Origin of the sequence: Stenotrophomonas sp. GD03777 (genome assembly GCF_029842485.1) — a bacterium.
Lineage (GTDB): Bacteria > Pseudomonadota > Gammaproteobacteria > Xanthomonadales > Xanthomonadaceae > Stenotrophomonas > Stenotrophomonas sepilia.
Genome location: NZ_JAOCGL010000095.1, coordinates 1 through 16,049, shown reverse-complemented (window position 1 = coordinate 16,049; position 16,049 = coordinate 1). Strand labels below are relative to the sequence as shown.

At 67.4% G+C, this 16,049-nt stretch carries 15 protein-coding genes and 1 riboswitch; of the genes, 6 read left to right on the top strand and 9 right to left on the bottom strand.

Translation table 11 applies throughout. From position 1 onward, the window contains the following. Positions 1 to 1,080: 3,4-dihydroxy-2-butanone-4-phosphate synthase (gene ribB, locus N5E02_RS16750; RefSeq protein WP_279946520.1), on the bottom strand; the 1,080-nt coding region annotated here is incomplete at its 3' end. Then, complete coding sequence (locus N5E02_RS16745) at positions 1,077 to 1,703, bottom strand: riboflavin synthase (protein ID WP_188239237.1); 627 nt, start codon at positions 1,701 to 1,703, stop codon at positions 1,077 to 1,079. The genes N5E02_RS16745 and ribB, both read right to left, overlap by 4 nt. Positions 1,704 to 1,777: 74 nt before the next feature. Beyond that, a riboswitch (FMN riboswitch) is annotated at positions 1,778 to 1,923 on the bottom strand. 293 nt (positions 1,924 to 2,216) lie between these two features. On the opposite strand from N5E02_RS16745, the gene N5E02_RS16740 reads away from it, so the two are divergent. From N5E02_RS16740 to N5E02_RS16730, 3 genes are all read left to right on the top strand, one after another. Next, complete coding sequence (locus tag N5E02_RS16740) at positions 2,217 to 2,837, top strand: hypothetical protein (protein WP_005415264.1); 621 nt, start codon at positions 2,217 to 2,219, stop codon at positions 2,835 to 2,837. A 151-nt stretch (positions 2,838 to 2,988) separates the two neighbouring features. Further along, positions 2,989 to 3,873, top strand: a complete 885-nt coding sequence (locus N5E02_RS16735) for a hypothetical protein (protein ID WP_065178778.1) — start codon at positions 2,989 to 2,991, stop codon at positions 3,871 to 3,873. A 114-nt stretch (positions 3,874 to 3,987) separates the two neighbouring features. After that, positions 3,988 to 4,362 (top strand): hypothetical protein, encoded by a 375-nt coding sequence (locus N5E02_RS16730; RefSeq protein WP_188239258.1) that lies wholly within the window; start codon positions 3,988 to 3,990, stop codon positions 4,360 to 4,362. Positions 4,363 to 4,397: 35 nt separating this feature from the next. Here N5E02_RS16730 and ribD read toward each other — a convergent pair whose 3' ends face one another. The 6 genes from ribD to N5E02_RS16700 form a co-directional block, all read right to left on the bottom strand. Further along, on the bottom strand, positions 4,398 to 5,483 hold the full coding sequence (gene ribD, locus N5E02_RS16725; protein WP_065178779.1) for a bifunctional diaminohydroxyphosphoribosylaminopyrimidine deaminase/5-amino-6-(5-phosphoribosylamino)uracil reductase RibD: 1,086 nt from the start codon (positions 5,481 to 5,483) through the stop codon (positions 4,398 to 4,400). 136 nt (positions 5,484 to 5,619) lie between these two features. Then, entirely contained in the window at positions 5,620 to 6,141 is a 522-nt protein-coding gene (nrdR, locus tag N5E02_RS16720; RefSeq protein ID WP_005415256.1) for a transcriptional regulator NrdR, read from the bottom strand. A gap of 145 nt (positions 6,142 to 6,286) precedes the next feature. Then, positions 6,287 to 6,736, bottom strand: coding sequence for a hypothetical protein (locus N5E02_RS16715; RefSeq protein ID WP_065186772.1), 450 nt, complete (start codon positions 6,734 to 6,736; stop codon positions 6,287 to 6,289). A 27-nt stretch (positions 6,737 to 6,763) separates the two neighbouring features. Beyond that, complete coding sequence (locus N5E02_RS16710; RefSeq protein ID WP_005415252.1) at positions 6,764 to 7,183, bottom strand: hypothetical protein; 420 nt, start codon at positions 7,181 to 7,183, stop codon at positions 6,764 to 6,766. A gap of 66 nt (positions 7,184 to 7,249) precedes the next feature. Further along, positions 7,250 to 8,503: a serine hydroxymethyltransferase gene (glyA, locus tag N5E02_RS16705; RefSeq protein ID WP_005415251.1), complete on the bottom strand. Its 1,254-nt coding sequence runs from the start codon at positions 8,501 to 8,503 to the stop codon at positions 7,250 to 7,252. Between the two features lie 186 nt (positions 8,504 to 8,689). Continuing rightward, positions 8,690 to 9,157, bottom strand: a complete 468-nt coding sequence (locus tag N5E02_RS16700; protein ID WP_032953924.1) for an RcnB family protein — start codon at positions 9,155 to 9,157, stop codon at positions 8,690 to 8,692. 252 nt (positions 9,158 to 9,409) lie between these two features. On the opposite strand from N5E02_RS16700, the gene ettA reads away from it, so the two are divergent. The 3 genes from ettA (at position 9,410) to N5E02_RS16685 (ending at position 13,660) form a co-directional block, all read left to right on the top strand. Continuing rightward, positions 9,410 to 11,074 (top strand): energy-dependent translational throttle protein EttA, encoded by a 1,665-nt coding sequence (ettA, locus tag N5E02_RS16695; RefSeq protein WP_005415249.1) that lies wholly within the window; start codon positions 9,410 to 9,412, stop codon positions 11,072 to 11,074. 181 nt (positions 11,075 to 11,255) lie between these two features. Continuing rightward, entirely contained in the window at positions 11,256 to 12,572 is a 1,317-nt protein-coding gene (locus N5E02_RS16690) for an NCS2 family permease (protein WP_005415248.1), read from the top strand. An 83-nt stretch (positions 12,573 to 12,655) separates the two neighbouring features. Beyond that, positions 12,656 to 13,660, top strand: coding sequence for a DUF4434 domain-containing protein (locus N5E02_RS16685; RefSeq protein WP_188239236.1), 1,005 nt, complete (start codon positions 12,656 to 12,658; stop codon positions 13,658 to 13,660). Here the strand turns inward: N5E02_RS16685 and N5E02_RS16680 are convergent. Next, the coding region (locus N5E02_RS16680) for a hypothetical protein (RefSeq protein ID WP_279946514.1) at positions 13,654 to 16,049 on the bottom strand (2,396 nt) is incomplete at its 5' end. The two genes, N5E02_RS16685 and N5E02_RS16680, sit on opposite strands and share 7 nt — an antisense overlap.

Here is a 16,049-nt window from a genome sequence, read left to right as displayed (position 1 = left end):
CACTTCCAGGCCGTACCCGGCCAGGCCGATCTGGCGGCGCGGGGTGCCCAGCACGCGCAGCTTGCCCAGGCCCAGGTCGGACAGGATCTGTGCGCCGGCACCGTTGCGGCGCCACTGGCCCACGTCCTTGTCCTTGCCCGGCACCACCGGCGCCGGCTGCTGGCGCAGGCGGGCCAGCAGGGCTTCGCCATCGCGCGGGGCCGACAGCACCACCATCACGCCTGCGCCCTCGGCATCGATTGCACGCAGGGCGTCGGTGGCCGCCACGCCGAAGTCGTCACGGCGCCAGTGCAGCAGGTCGGCCAGCGGGTTTTCCACCTGCACGCGCACCAGGGTCGGTGTTTCCGCATCCGGCGTGCCGCGCACCAGGGCGAAATGCAGGTCGTGGGCGATGCGGTCGCGGTAGGTCACCAGCTTGAACGGGCCGAATTCGGTGTCGATGTCGCGCTCGTCCACACGTTCAACAGTCTTTTCGGTGGCCAGGCGGTAGGCGATCAGGTCGGCGATGGAGCCCATCTTCAGGCCGTGCTCGCGGGCGAACACTTCCAGTTCCGGGCGGCGCGCCATGCTGCCATCCGGGTTCAGGATCTCCACCAGCACGCCGGCCGGTTCCAGCCCGGCCAGCATGGCCAGGTCGACGCCGGCTTCGGTATGGCCGGCGCGGGTCAGCACGCCGCCCGGCTGGGCGATCAGCGGGAAGATGTGGCCCGGCTGGTGCAGGTCCGACGGCTTGGCGTTGGGCTTGACCGCGGTGCGGATGGTGTGGGCGCGGTCGTGAGCCGAGATGCCGGTGGTAACGCCCTCGGCGGCCTCGATGCTGACCGTGAAGTTGGTCTGGAACTGCGCGGTATTGGCCTGCACCATCGGCGCCAGGCCGAGGTCGGCGGCGCGGGTGCGGGTCAGCGGCAGGCACACCAGGCCACGGCCATGGGTGACCATGAAGTTGATGTCCGACGGCTTGACCAGCTCGGCGGCCATGATCAGGTCGCCTTCGTTCTCTCGGTCTTCGTCATCGACGATGACCACCATGCGGCCCAGGCGGATGTCTTCCAGGATTTCCGGAATCGGGGCGAAATTCATGCGGCATCTCCGTGTGGGTGCTGACCGTTGGTCGGCACACTGATCAACCGCTCCACATAGCGGGCGACCAGATCGATTTCCAGATTGACCGCACTGCCCACGCCGGTGGCAGAGAAGGCGGTGTTGGCCACGGTGTGCGGAATGAGGGCGACTTCAAAGCCTTCATCGTCCACTTCGTTGACGGTGAGGCTGACGCCGTCCACGCAGATCGAACCCTTCCTGGCGATGTAGCGGCGCAGCGAGGCCGGCGCGGCGAAGCGCCAGCGCTGGGCACGTGCATCTTCCTGGATGGACAGCACCTGGCCGAGGCCGTCGACGTGGCCGCTGACCAGATGGCCGCCGAGGCGGTCGGTCGGGCGCATGGCCCGTTCCAGGTTGATGACCGCACCCTCGCCCAGCTGGCCCAGCGTGGTCAGGCCCAGAGTCTCGGTGGAGGCGTCGGCTTGGAAGCTGCGGGCATCGAACGCGATGACGGTGAGGCAGACGCCGTTGATGGCAATGCTCTCGCCCATCTGCACGTTGTCGAACGGCAGATTCCCGACATTGAAGGTGAAGCGGACATCGCCGCCGATGGATTCGCGTGCGGCCAGACGGCCGACGCCTTCGATGATTCCAGTAAACAAGTAACGTTCTCCGCGAAAAGTGAGCGAAAAACGCCGCAAGGCAAACAGGTGCACGCAGGGCAAGAGCCCTGTGGCACCGTCTTCTTTCATCCGGACTATGACCGTCGGCTCCGGCATTGGACCGGATCTGCTGACCCCCGGCCGTGAGCCGGGGCGCTCGCGGGCTCGTGCTTGCGCACCTACCGCCGGTGGGGAATTGCACCCCGCCCTGAAGACGTTTGTGTACCGGCGAACCGGCCCGCGCAGTGTACCAGCCCGTGCTGAACGGGGTCGGATCCCTTTCCGCAGGAAAGGGCTCTGACCCCATGGACCGGTGGCGCAGCAGCACTGGGGTCAGGGCCGTTTCCCGATGGCAAACGGATCCGACCCCCAACCCCGGTCCGCCCCAGCCTGTGACGGCCGTCTCTCGCATTTTGTAAAACTTTCATTAAAATCCGCAGCGGACGACATGAGGTCGCCACGGGCAGCCGCGAGGGCAGGCCCGCCAATGGACTGAAACTCACAGGAATTCCCATGCGCAAGATCCTGATCGTGGCCGCCCTGCTGGCCGCCGCCCCGTTCTCGGCTTCGGCCGAGGCCCTGAGCTACACCTACGTTGAAGGCGGCTGGACCCAGGTCCAGGTTGACGACAACCTGCTGGACGACCCGAAGGTCGACGGTGGCTACCTGCGCGGTTCGGTCGCGCTGGCCGAGCAGGTCTACGTGTTCGGTGGCTGGTCGCGCACCAGCAAGACCCGCCACTACGGCGAAGATTCGCTGAAGCTGGAACTGAACCAGCCGGAGCTGGGTATCGGCTACCACATGCCGTGGACCGACCGCCTGGACTTCACCGCCGATGCCGCCTGGGTGCGCCAGAACGCCGAATCGACCCTGCGTTATGACGGTGTGCGTTACCACGGCAAGGACCACACCAACCTGGGCCGCGTCACCATGGGCATCCGCGGCAAGCCGTCGCGCATGACCGAAGCCTGGGCCAAGGCCGGCTACATGGATGGCGGCAACAACTACAAGGGCACCTGGGTCGGCACTGTTGGCGGCCAGATCAACTTCACCAAGACCTGGGGTCTGGTGGGCGAGATCTCCGGCTACCGCGACGTCACCCAGTACTCGGCCGGCGTCCGCGCCAGCTTCTGATCCAACGGTCGCTCCTCGTCGTGCGATCGAACGGGCCCCGCAAGGGGCCCGTTTTTTTTTGCCCCGCGCGTCGGCACGTGATCACAGGGCGCCGTCGGGCCTGCGCAAAGATGCGCTAGGCTTGCGCGCCTCTGGAACAGGAAACACCGTCATGAAGACCCCCTTGCGTACCCTGCTGGCCAGCGCCCTGCTGGCTGCCCCGCTGCTGGCCAGCGCCGCCCCGGCCACACTGACGCCCGAACAGGCCTTCGATCTGTATGCCCGCGTCCTGCTGGAAGACGACGCCGCCGCGACCCGCACCCTCAACGATGCGCTGAAGCCCGCCTTCGACGGCCAGGACGCGGTAACCCCGAACCCGGGCGCATTGGCCAAGGCGCTGGCCGAACCGTGGCAGGTCGTGCTTGCCAGCACCGGCGCCAAGGCCGACGCGGCCACCAGCGAAGCGCTGTATGCCAAGGCCCTGCGTGATTCGAAGTGCCGCGCCAGCAAGAGCGTGATTGAAGACAACGAATACGTGGACGACCAGAAGCTGGCGCGCATCACCTTCAGCTGCCAGGTGCCCGACCTGGGCAAGGTACGTCCGCTGTTCGCCGCCAGCCTTGCCGCCGACGCCAGCCCGGCCTCGCGCAAGCAGTTCACCGACGCCTACACCCAGGCGCTGCAGAGCGGCGCGCGCGTGCCGGTCAGCGGCACCTTCACCCTGTACCCGGCCAAGGACAACGGCTACTGGTACAGCGGCAACTTCGATGATCTGGTGGGCACCGTGACCGGGGCGCTGGCACCGTTCGAGGAATGGATGCAGGACGTGCAGGCGGCCAGCGCACCGAAGGTGACCGGCGTACCCGGCTGCGACCTGCTGCTGCAGCAGCACCGCAGCTGCGTGGCGAAGATCGCACCCGACCAGATCAGCGGCGTGGATGCGATGGCCGAGGAACTGAAGGCCAAGGCACAGGTGAAGTCGGCCGATGAGATGACGCAGGAGTGCAAGGCGCTGCGCCCGATCGCCGAGATGATGTGGACGGACGAGTGCACATGAGCACGATGTAGCGCCGTTGCCTGCAGCAGGATCAATGGCACTTTCAGAACCGTTGCATGGTCTTGCGCACACTGCGTGATCAATGCTGTTGTCCTCTTCCACGAGGGCAACAGCATGAAAAACCGCACAACCTCGACCACGGCCCTGCTTGTCGCGCTGATGGCGTGCTGGCACGCCGAAGCGTCCAGACCCAGGACATTCTTCGTGCAACCTTCGGTTGCGTTCGAGTCGACCCAGCTGCGCGACCGCGACATCGACGCGCAACTGAGCGAGAACGACGATTGCCGCGCGTTCCTGCAGTACCACGATCAGTGCGCACCGTCGGTACTGCCGGACGAGTACGACCAGGGCATCAGCCGGCGCAGGCTGCGGTGGAAGTCAACGCAACTGACGGGAGAAGCACTCGGTGCCTACTGCCGTGACCTGCATCTGCTGTGGAAGCAGCAATGGAAAGAGCAGTGCCCTGCCCACGAGGACGAGGGCACCTGACAGCGCCGGAACGGGGCCAGTGCCCCGCCATTGCCTCACGGGCGCAACAGCAGCCGGATGTCCTCGCCGACCTGGCGCTGGTCAACCACGCGCAGACGGCGCTGCTGGCCCATTGCCTCGATGCCCAGGCCCGCCAGCAACGGACGACCGTTGTCGCCCAGCAGCGTGGGCGCCTGGTACAGCAGCAGTTCGTCCACCCAGCCAGCGCGCAGCAGCGCACCGGCCAGTGTCGCGCCGGCTTCGGTATGCACCTCGTTGATGCCACGCTCGGCCAGCAGCGCCAGCACCGCACCCAGATCCAACCGCCCCTCTGCGCTGGGCACGCTGGCAAATTCGGCGTCGGCCGCATCCGGTGCGCTCACCGCCGCATCGTGCAGGTACAGCGTCGGCGCACCGCCCTCGCGCACACGGCTGCATTCGAGCGAACGCAGGCGCGAATCGAGCACCACGCGCAGTGGCGGCATCACTTCGGCACCGGCCAGGCGCACGGTCAACATCGGGTCGTCGGCCAGCACGGTATCGGCGCCAGTCAGGATCGCACCGGCGCGAGCGCGCCAGTGCTGCACGTCCTCGCGCGCAGCCGGCCCGGTGATCCACTTGGAGCTGCCGTCGGCCATCGCGGTGCGGCCATCGAGGCTGGCGGCCAGCTTCACCCGCAGCCACGGGCGGTTGCGCTCCACGCGTGACAGGAAGCCCTTGTTGAGCTCGCGCGCCGGCGCCGCCATCAGTCCTTCGGCAACCTCGATACCTGCATTGCGCAGCAGATCGAAGCCACCGCCATCAACCTTCGGGAAGGGATCGCGCATCGCCGCCACCACGCGCGTCACGCCCGCTTCGATCAGCGCCAGTGCGCACGGCGGCGTGCGCCCGTAATGGGCGCAGGGCTCCAGGGTGACATAAGCGGTGGCACCGCGGGCCTCGCTGCCGGCTTCGCGCAGTGCGAATACTTCAGCGTGCGGCCCCCCTGCGCGCTGGTGCCAGCCCTGCCCGACCACGCGTTCGCCGTGGGCGATCACGCAGCCGACCATCGGGTTGGGCCGGGTGGTATAGGCAGCGCGCTCGGCCAGACGCAGCGCGTTGGCCATGTGCAGGTGGTCGAGGACGGAGAACGATGGTGTCATGCGACCATGGTAACGCCGCCGGTGTGGATGCACGCGATCGGTAGATCCACGCCATGCGTGGATGGATACCTCCGTGCCAACCAAGGTTGGCACCCACCAGATCATGGGCGCCTCCGTGCCACCACAGCGGTGTCGGTCAGCCCTTCTTCTTCTTGGTCAGGGCGATCACATCGCCCAGCAGCTGCAGCTGTTCGGTGCTGGACGGCAGGTCGCGCTCGAGCTTCTCGATCTCCTCGCGGAAATCGGCCACGTCCTCGAAGCTGCGGTACACCGAAGCGAAGCGCACGTAGCCCACGTGGTCGAGCTTGCGCAGTTCGTTCATGACGAACTCGCCAACCTTGATCGAGGGCACTTCGCGCTCGCCGCTGATGCGCAGCTGGTGCACCACCGCACGTACCGCCGCTTCGATCTTGTCTTCGGGCACCGCGCGCTTCTGCAGCGCGCGGTCGAACCCCGCGCGGACCTTGCGCTGGTCGAACGCTTCGCGGGTGCCATCGCTCTTGACGATGGCCGGCAGCTTCAGCTCGACCGTTTCCAGAGTGCTGAAGCGCTCGCCGCAGGCTTCGCATTCCCGCCGACGGCGAATCGTCGCGCCGTCTTCAGAGACGCGCGAGTCGATGACCCGGGTATCGGCATGTTGGCAGAAGGGGCAATGCATGGAACGCCTGGCTCAGGGAGCAATTGCCACGATCATGGCAGCGTCGCAAAGGTACCTGAGAAAGGGCGCCGCAGCAAATGCTGCCTGCGCGGAAGCGCCTGCATTCTGGCCACCCGAGGTGTGCGGCGAGTTCGTGATGTCCGGCTCAACCCGGTGCGGGCGGCGGCGATGCCACGCGTGACCAGCGCAGCCACGCCAGGTGCCCGGCCATCACCAACAGCGGTGGGCCAAAGCCGAGGAAGGCCAATGTCGAGATCTCCCCGTGCTTGAAGGTGAAGTACAACGCGGCGGCGATCACGCCCAACGCAGCCAGCACGCCCAGCGCCAGGCCGGCCCAGGCGGCAACCGGTGATTGGCGCAGGCCGGCAACACCGCGCCACAGGAACAGCCCGCTCAGCCACAACCACGACAGCAGGCCGATGATTCCCGCCGACGACCACAGCAGCAACAGCGTGTGCTCGTCGCCCGTCAGGTACTTGCCGTCCCATACGACCATCAGCCCCAGCACGGCACCCGTACCGCCTGCTGCCACTGTGGGCAGGCCCACCAGCAGGCCGGCAATGGCCATCCCGCGCTTGTGCAGGGGCTCATCCATGCGTTCGATGTCCTTCCATGGGCCACGTCATGCGCGGCGCTTGATCCACACCAGCACCGCCGCCGGCACCAGCATCGATGGGCCCAACAGCAACAGGGCGATGCCTTCGGCGTGGACCGTGATGCTCCACCACAGCGCCAGCCCCAGCGGGGGCACAGCGGCAAGACCGCCGGCCAGCAGCATCCACCACCAGAGGCGATGCACCTGCAGCCCGGCACGCCCCTGCAGCAGATACCCGGCGCTGAGCCACAACCAGGCCAGGCAGCCGGCAATGCCGGCCAGGCCCCACAGCGGCATCACCGTCACCGCGGCCAGCGTGCCATGGCCGAACTGGCCCAGCCCCGTCAGCAGCAGCATCGTCGCCGCGACACCGCCCACTGCCAGGCTGGGCAGGCCAAATGCCACCGCCAGGACGGCATACAGGTACTTGAGGCGGCGCTCATCCATGCGCGGGATTCCTGGTGACGGGGTCAGAGCCCTTCCCTGCGGGAAGGGATCCGACCCCGGCGGCGATCAGCCGTAGACCGGGTACTTGCGGCACTGCGCGCTGACGGCATCACGCACGCGGGCGATGACGGCATCATCGTTCGGCGCGTCCAGCACGTCGGCGATCCAGTTGGCCAGGTCCACGCAGTCCTGCTCGACGTAGCCACGGGTGGTCACGGCCGGGGTGCCCAGGCGCAGGCCCGAGGTCACGAACGGAGAACGCGGATCGTTCGGCACCGAGTTCTTGTTGACAGTGATGTGAGCCTTGCCCAGCGCAGCTTCCGCATCCTTGCCGGACACGTCCTTGCCGATCATGTCGACCAGCATCAGGTGGTTCTGGGTGCCACCGGAAACGATCTTGTAGCCGCGCGAGATCAGCGTGTTGGCCATCGCCTGGGCGTTCTTCACCACCTGCTGCTGGTAGGCCTTGAAGCCCGGTTCCAGCGCTTCCTTGAAGGCCACGGCCTTGCCGGCGATGACGTGCATCAGCGGACCGCCCTGGATGCCCGGGAACACGATCGACTGCAGCTTCTTGACCAGGTCTTCGTCGGCGCCCTTGGCGATGATGATGCCGCCACGCGGGCCGCGCAGGGTCTTGTGGGTGGTGGAGGTAACGACGTGGGCATGCTCCAGCGGGCTCGGGTAGACGCCAGCGGCGACCAGGCCGGCCACGTGGGCCATGTCCACGAACAGGTAGGCACCGACCTTGTCGGCGATGGCGCGGAAGCGCGCCCAGTCGATCACCTGCGAGTACGCCGAGAAGCCGGCGACGACCATCTTCGGCTTGTGCTCCAGGGCCAGGCGCTCGACTTCGTCGTAATCGATCAGGCCCTGGTCGTTGACGCCGTACTGCACGGCGTTGAACAGCTTGCCCGAGGCATTGACCTTGGCACCGTGGGTGAGGTGGCCGCCGTGGGCCAGGCTCATGCCGAGGATGGTGTCACCCGGCTGCAGCAGGGCGAAGTACACGGCCTGGTTGGCCTGCGAGCCGCTGTGCGGCTGCACGTTGGCGTAGTCCGCGCCGAACAGCTGCTTGAGGCGGTCGATCGCCAGCTGCTCGGCGATGTCCACGTATTCGCAGCCACCGTAGTAGCGCTTGCCCGGGTAGCCTTCGGCGTACTTGTTGGTCAGCTGGCTGCCCTGGGCTTCCATCACCGCCGGGCTGGTGTAGTTCTCGCTGGCGATCAGCTCGACGTGGTCTTCCTGGCGCTGGGTCTCAGCGGCAATGGCCTTGGCCAGTTCGGGATCGTAGGTTTCGATGCGGACGTCACGCGGGAACATCGGGTACTCCAGCAGGCAGGGAAAGGGGTACGGCTCAGCCCCTGATTGTAGCCCCGCACCGGCCTGCCGGGGCCGAAAAGGCCGGGGCCGGCACTCCCGAAGGAATCCGGCCCCGTATGGTTTCCAGGGATGTTGTGGGATCAGGGCCCTTTCCGTTGGAAAGGGATCCGACCCCGGCCGCGATCCTCAGCGACTGTTGATGATGTAGTCGGCGATGATGCCGGTCGCCACCGCCACCAGCAGCATGTTGCCGCGGTCGTCGCGGATCCAGTGGTGCCCATACGGCGGGCGGCGCAGGTGGTAGCGCGGGTAGTCGTTCACCACATAGATCGGGCCGCGGTAGTAATCGCGGTAGCGGTGGCCGACCTTCCAGCCGTAGCCCGGGCCGTAGACCACGCGCGGCGGCGGCGGGGCCGGGCGGTAGTAGCGGTCGTGATCGCGGTGCCAGTCGCGGCGGTCGCGCTCCCAGTCGCGGCGTGCCTCGCGGCGGTCGCGTTCCCAGTCACGGCGGTCCTGTCGCCATTCGCGGCGGTCCTCGCGCCACTCGCGGCGGTCATGGCCGCGACGGTGGTCGTTGTCGGCAAAGGCCGGGGCCACCGCGCCGAACGCCAGCACAGAGGCCACGGCGCCGGCCATTACTCGATTGATGCGCATGTCAGACCTCTGCTTGGGTGGTGGTGAGCCCATATTGCGCAACCGATCTGAACCGTTTCCGGCTGGAAACGCTTCCCGCTGCAGGACTGTGACGCAGTATTCAGCCCACGGCCAGCCCGACGGCGCCTGCCCGGCGCGGCCCGGAACCGGTTCCGGCTATAATTGGCGGTATTCCTTTCCAGTCTGTGCCCGCTGCCACAACGGGATGTTCCCGTGATGGGCCGGGCGCAGGGCCGCGCCTACGGAGACCTCATGTCCTCGCAATACATCTACACCATGAACCGCGTGTCCAAGGTGGTCCCGCCCAAGCGGCAGATCATCAAGGACATCTCGCTGTCCTTCTTCCCGGGTGCCAAGATCGGCCTGCTGGGCCTGAACGGCGCCGGCAAGTCCACCGTGCTGAAGATCATGGCCGGCGTGGACACCGATTTCGAGGGCGAGGCCCGCCCGCAGCCGGGCATCAAGGTCGGCTACCTGGCCCAGGAACCGGAACTGGACCCGAACAAGACCGTGCGCGAGTCGGTCGAGGAAGGCGTGGGCGAAGTGCTGCAGGCGCAGGCTGCGCTGGAAGCGGTGTATGCCGCCTACGCCGAGGAAGGTGCCGACTTCGACGCGCTGGCCAAGGAGCAGGAGCGCCTGGAGGCGATCCTGGCCGCCGGTGATGCGCACACCCTGGAAAACCAGCTGGACGTGGCTGCCGATGCGCTGCGCCTGCCGCCGTGGGATGCCAAGATCGCCAACCTGTCCGGCGGTGAAAAGCGCCGCGTGGCACTGTGCCGCCTGCTGCTGCAGAAGCCGGACATGCTGCTGCTGGACGAACCGACCAACCACCTCGACGCCGAGTCGGTGGAATGGCTGGAACAGTTCCTGGCGCGCTACACCGGCACCGTGGTGGCGGTCACCCATGATCGCTACTTCCTGGACAACGCCGCCGAGTGGATCCTGGAACTGGACCGCGGCCGCGGCATTCCGTGGAAGGGCAACTACACTGAATGGCTGGTGCAGAAGGATGAGCGCCTGAAGCAGGAAGAGAACCAGGAAAAGGCCCGCCAGAAGGCGATCCAGAAGGAACTGGAGTGGTCGCGCCAGAACGCCAAGGGCGGCCGTTCCAAGGGCAAGGCCCGTCTGGCCCGCCTGGAAGAGCTGCAGTCGCAGGATTACCAGAAGCGCAACGAGACCAACGAAATCTTCATCCCGCCGGGCGAGCGCCTGGGCAACATGGTGATGGAGTTCAAGAACGTCTCCAAGAAGTTCGGCGACCGCCTGCTGATCGACAACCTGTCGATGCTGATTCCGCCGGGCGCGATCGTCGGCATCATCGGCCCGAACGGCGCCGGCAAGTCGACCCTGTTCAAGATGATCACCGGCCAGGAAAAGCCGGATTCGGGCGAGATCGTGATCGGCCCGACCGTGCAGCTGTCCTACGTGGACCAGAGCCGCGACAAGCTGGAAGGCAACCACAACGTCTTCCAGGAAATCGCCGGCGGCCTGGACATCCTCAACATCAACGGCATCGAGATCCAGTCGCGCGCCTACATCGGCCGCTTCAACTTCAAGGGCCAGGACCAGCAGAAGATGGTCGGTTCGCTGTCCGGTGGTGAGCGTGGCCGCCTGCACATGGCCAAGACCCTGCTGCAGGGCGGCAACGTGCTGCTGCTCGACGAACCGTCCAACGACCTGGACATCGAAACCCTGCGTGCACTGGAAGACGCGCTGCTGGAGTTCCCGGGCAACACCTTCGTGATCTCGCACGACCGCTGGTTCCTGGACCGCATCGCCACGCACATCATCGCTTTCGAAGGCGACTCGCACGTGGAGTTCTTCCAGGGCAACTACCGCGAGTACGAGGAAGACAAGAAGCGTCGGATGGGCGATGACGCTGCGCCGAAGCGCCTGCGCTTCAAGGCGCTGAAGTAAGGCAACCGGAAAGGCCGCGCTCGCGCGGCCTTTCTCCTTTCGGTAGGTCACCACCGTTGGTGGTGACGCTTTGAAGCGTACCGACCAACGGTCGGTACCCACCACCAACGGTCGGTACCCACGTTCTGCATTCGGGTAGGTCACGACCGTTGGTCGTGACACCTTAGTCGCGAGAATCTCCATGTCCCTGTTCGAGCGCATGTTCCAGCTGCAGCAGCACGGCACCACCGTGCGTACCGAGCTGCTGGCCGGCATCACCACCTTCCTGACGATGTCCTACATCGTCTTCGTCAACCCGGAGATCCTCGGCACCACCGGCATGGATGCGGGTGCGGTGTTCGTGGCCACCTGCCTGGCCGCCGCGCTGGGTTCGGCGGTAATGGCGCTGGCGGCCAACTTCCCGGTCGGCATGGCACCGGGGATGGGCCTGAACGCGTTCTTCGCGTTCACCGTGGTCGGCGCTGCCGGCCTGCCGTGGCAGCAGGCGCTGGGGGCGGTGTTCATCTCCGGCCTGGTGTTCCTGGTGCTGTCGCTGACCGGTGTGCGGGCATGGCTGGTGTCGGGCATTCCTTCGTCGCTGCGCTCGGCGATCGTGGCCGGCATCGGCCTGTTCCTGGCGATCATCGCACTGCAGAAATCCGGCGTGATCGTCGGCAACGAAGACACGCTGGTGGCGCTGGGCCCGTTGAACACGGCGCCGCCACTGCTGGCGCTGGCCGGTTTCCTGTTGATCGCAGTGCTGGAAGCACGCCGGATCCGCGGCGCGATCCTGATCGGCATCCTGGCGGTGACCGGTGCGGGCTGGGCATTGGGCGACGTGCAGTACCAGGGCCTGGTTTCGCTGCCGCCGAGCCTGGCCCCCACCTTCCTGCAGCTGGACCTGCCGGGCCTGCTGCACCATGACGGCGGTGCGCCGATCGCGGTGTTGCTGCAGGTAGTGCTGGTGTTCGTGCTGGTGGAAGTGTTCGATGCCACCGGCACCCTGTATGGCGTGGTCGGTCGCGCCGGACTGCTGAAGCTGCCGGGCGCGCAGAAGCGCTTCGGCCGCGCGTTGCTGGCCGACAGCACCGCCATCGTGGCCGGTTCGGTGCTCGGCACCAGCAGCACCACCGCTTTCGCTGAAAGCGCCTCGGGCGTGCAGGTGGGTGGCCGTACCGGCCTGACTGCGCTGGTCGTATCGGCGCTGTTCGTGGCCGCGCTGCTGTTCTCGCCGCTGGCGGCGATGGTGCCCAGCTATGCCACCGCACCGGCGCTGCTGTTCGTGGCCGGCCTGATGCTGCGCGAACTGGTGGAAGTGGACTGGAGCGACCTGACCGAATCGGTGCCGGCCGCACTGTGCGCGCTGGCGATGCCGTTCACCTACTCCATCGCGAATGGCCTGGCGTTTGGCTTCATCGCGTATGCGGCACTGAAGGCCGGCACCGGCCGCTGGCGCGAAGTGCATCCGGCGGTATGGCTGGTGGCGGTGCTGTTCACCCTGCGCTACGCGTTGGAGTAAGCACACGGTGGTGCCGGCCAGCGGCCAGCACCACCGGTCGCTGGGTTCACCTGCTGCGCACGGTGCTCTGGGATGATGCGGGCATGGTTGCGCCCGTCCTTCCCGCAGATCCGTCTTCGCCGTTGCGCCGCCGCCTGCTGCGCGCGGCCGTGCTGGCGCCGTTGGCCGGTACGCTCGCCACCCTGCCCGGCTGCTCGCTGCCGGTGCAGGTCGACGGCACCTTCCTGCAGCCCTGGCGCAGCCACCTGCAGTGGGGACTGGCCGACTGGCAGCGCTCGTTGAAGCTTGCACATACGCTGGGCTGCCGTCAGCTGGTGCTGCAATGGACCGGCATCGTCGGCGGCAGTGACGGCGACTGGTCACTGCCCGACGGCAGCCTGCAGCAGCTGTTCACCGCCGCCAGCGAGAACGACATCCGCATCCGCGTCGGACTGCCCTTCCAGCAACGCTGGTGGCAGGTGATCGGGGCCGACGATGCCACGCTGCAGGCGTTCCTCGCCGACAGCTTGGCGCATGCACGCCGCTGGTTGGCACAGGCGCCCTGGGCGCAGGTACCCGCCTTCGAGGGCTGGTACCTGCCCTACGAGCTGGAGCAGTACCACTGGGCCGATCCGGCCCGCCAGCAGTGGCTGGCGCAATGGCTGCACGGGCTGGCAGACGCCGCCCGCGCGCGCGGCGGTGACTGCGCGATCTCCTGCTACTTCAGCCGCCTGCAGACCGACGGCAACCTGGTCACGCTGTGGCAGGCGGTGCTGGCACAGGCCACGCTGCGGCCGATGGTGCAGGACGGCGTGGGCGTTGCCGGCGCCGGCAACTTGCAGCAGCTTCAGCCGTTGCTCGATCACTTCCACGCGCACGACATCGGCATCGATGCGATCGTCGAGCTGTTCCGCGAACTGCCCGGCAGCGCCGCTGATGGCAGCGGGTTTAAGGGCGAGACTGCCGATGCCGCGCGGATCCAACGGCAGCTGGCGTGGGCACGCGACAGCGGCGCACAGCACGTGCTGGTCTATGCGCTGGAGCCGTGGCTGACCCAGGACACGCCGCAGGCGGCGGCGCTGCGGCGGCGGTGGGGGTTGCCTCAGTAATAGAGGATGGCGGTGGCGAACAGGCCCTTGGCGCGCTGCGTATCACCGCCACCGATCGCAAAGCGGTACTGCACGGTCAGGTCGAGGTAGGAACGCGGCGTGTTGTAGCGGTCCTCGCGGAACCAGTAGCGCACGCCCAGGCCCGGCCCCGCGCCAAGTGACCAGCTGCGCTGCGTATCGTTGAGCGCGAACGACTGCGACGGGAACAGCGGGTAACGGATCTCGCGCACGCGCGAGCGCTGGTCCAGCCAGTCCGCCCCCACCACCAGATACGGCGTGACCACCCAGTGGGTCTGCCCGGCGCCAAAGCGGAAGCTGCGTCCGGCGCGCAGTTCACCGGCCGCGAACCACTGTTCGCGATGCAGGCGCCCGCTGGCATCGCCGATCCGCCGCACCGGTATGCCGTTGGCATCGAGTGCATCGAGCGTGAAATGCGCGCTGTTGTCATCCCATGTGTAACCGCCCTGCGCGTAGCCGCTGACCATCCACCACTGGTTCACGTCGGTGCGCAGGTCGGTACCGTGGTAATAGCCGTAGGTCAGGTAGGACATCCAGCCACCGGAACCGCTGGCCAGGCGGTAGCGGGCCAGCGTGCTGGCTTCCAGTGGCGGGTTCAGGGCCAGCTGCAGGCTGCACTGCACGGCCGCGGACGCGGGATAGACATCGCCCGTGCGGGTGGCGCTACCGAGAAACTGGCGGCGCTCGATGCCGGCGCTCAGGCCGGTCTGGCCGAAGGCGTAGCGCATGCCGAACGAGGCGATGGTGGACGGCCAGCCGGTGGTGGAACGCGAGCGGCTGAGACGGTCGGCGCGAGCACGTGCGTCGGGTGTCGATTCGCCGGTGCACGGGTCCACTGCGCGAATCGATTCGTAGGTGCCGCCCTCGTCGTACAGCGTGTTGAGCAGCCGGGTGTACAGCTCCAGCGTGCCATGCTGGTCATTGAACGCCGGGGGCCGCCAGAACGCTTCCAGCGTGCTGAACACCGAATCGCCCGGCGTACTGATCGCCGCGCCGCCGACATTGGTCGCGGCCTGGCGCGCGCCGCGGAAGCCGGCCGAGGCGATCACGCCCCACTCGCGCGAATAGTTGGCGATGGCATTGCGCACGTTGTAGCGCTGATGCGCATCCAGAGGCAGCTCACCGGCGTCGGCGCGATCAATGGCGCTGCGCAGCAGCGACACCGCCTGCGGATGATCTCCGTTGGCCGCACTCGCGTACGCCTGGTCGATCACCACGCTCTTGGGTGCCTTGCCGGTGGCCTCGGCGGCACGGAAGTCGGCCAGTGCGCGCGCCGGTTCACGGGCCTTCTGGTTGAGGTAGCCGCGTTGCATCAGCGCCACCGCGTCATCAGGGTGTTGTGCCAGCGTCGCATCCAGGCGCAGCCGCGCTTCGTCCTGCTGGCTGCGGTTGCCTGCCGCCAGCGTGGTGGTCAGCAGGCCTTGCAGGTCTGCATCGTCCGGTGCGAGTTGCACGGCCTGCCTTGCCTCACCGATGGCCTCGGCAAAGTCCTGCCGCGCGTAGGCTGCATATGCGCGCTGTGCGGCACCACCGTCGCCCTGCAGGTCAGCCGGCATCAGCTCGCAGACAGTGCCGGTGCCATCCGACTGGCAATGCTGGAACGGCGCCGGATAGGCCTGCGCACTCATGCGCGGACGCTCGCGACTGGATCCGGTCGCCCTGGCGCGCTGCTCGATGCCCTGCTGCAGCAACTGCTGCGCGCGAGCATCGCCCACATCCGTGGACAACGCCGCCTGCAGCGGCGCCAGCAGTGCAGCCGCACGTTTGCGGTCCCCAGCGGCCAAGGCCGCATCCACGGCCAGCAGGCGCACGCTGCGCTGTTGCGTTGTGGACCCCGGCATGGCAAGCGCGGTGTCGAAGTCCTCATTGGCAAGCACGGTCTTGCCCTGGCGCTGGCGCAGATAACCGCGCATCACCCGGGCATTGAGATCGCCGCCGTCGGCCTGCAGTGCCTGGTCGGCGCTGCGCTCGGCGTCGGCCAGCTGCCCCTGCTGCAGCTGCGCGGTGATCAACAGCAACCGGTACGAAGCAACATCCGGCGCAAGCTCGACGGCGGCCCGCGCCTGCGCGACGGCCGCCGCATCGTTCTGCGTGGACAGCGACTGGTAGGCCTGCTGGGCCTGCAGCAGCGCGCGCTGGCGGGCCAGCGCCACGCGCCGCGCGTGCAGTTCCTCGACGTTCGGTGCGCCCAGCTGCAGCGCCGTGCCGATGGCCGCGTCGGCCAGTTCGGCCTGTTGCTGTGCTTCCAGCGCCGCCACCCACAGCATCGCCCAGGCGCCCTGCTTCGGCTGCTGGCGGAAGGCCTGCTCGGCCTTGCTGGCTGCTTCCCGCATGCGCCCGGCGTCATAGGCAGCATAGGCCTCGGTGGCCA